The organism is Jeotgalibacillus marinus (assembly GCF_040801915.1).
In the GTDB taxonomy this organism is placed as follows: Bacteria; Bacillota; Bacilli; order Bacillales; family Jeotgalibacillaceae; genus Jeotgalibacillus; species Jeotgalibacillus marinus.
In genome coordinates, this window is sequence record NZ_JBFMIA010000087.1 from 1 (window position 1) to 489 (window position 489).

1 protein-coding gene is annotated in these 489 nt (G+C 37.4%); it reads left to right on the forward strand.

The genetic code is table 11. The features are described 5' to 3' along the window. Positions 1–227: 227 nt before the first annotated feature. Complete coding sequence (locus tag AB1471_RS17070; protein WP_437342382.1) at positions 228–371, forward strand: hypothetical protein; 144 nt, start codon at positions 228–230, stop codon at positions 369–371. Positions 372–489: the final 118 nt, after the last annotated feature.

Below are 489 nucleotides of genomic sequence, written 5' to 3' on the forward strand. Positions count from 1 at the left end.
ATGCCATATAGTGCTAAAGCTCAACGATTAGAGGCTTATTCCATGTTGACTATTTATTTAGTATGGATTGATAAACACCCTCTTCGTTGAGGGTGTTTTTTGTTTTATTCAGGGAGGTGATGAGAAGTGGACAATTCGCCCACCCCCTCATACTTTGATGACGTTTACTCATACTAACCACAAAAAGAGACGAAGGCTTTAAAACTAAAGCGAAAGACTTTCCGAATATGAAGATAAATGGTGATGCAGAAAGAGATCGCGCTAAGGATGAGTATGCTTCCAAACGAACAGATGGAACAAGTCAATACACATCCTCAAAAACGCAAGCAATGAACGACCAATTAAACCCTTCTATAAAAGAAGTGGGCTAAAGAGAGAGAGGTTCCCTTGAAATGAATAAAACATTAGTAAAAGCATACAAAAAAGACTCAGCTGGAAAACTAATGAAAACAGAGTTTATTACCGTTCAAAAATATTTCACAGTAGACG

What these genes read in the sequence shown, in the direction of transcription:
- AB1471_RS17070 (WP_437342382.1), top strand. Translation starts at nt 228, where the DNA reads ATGAAGATAAATGGTGATGCAGAAAGAGATCGCGCTAAGGATGAGTAT.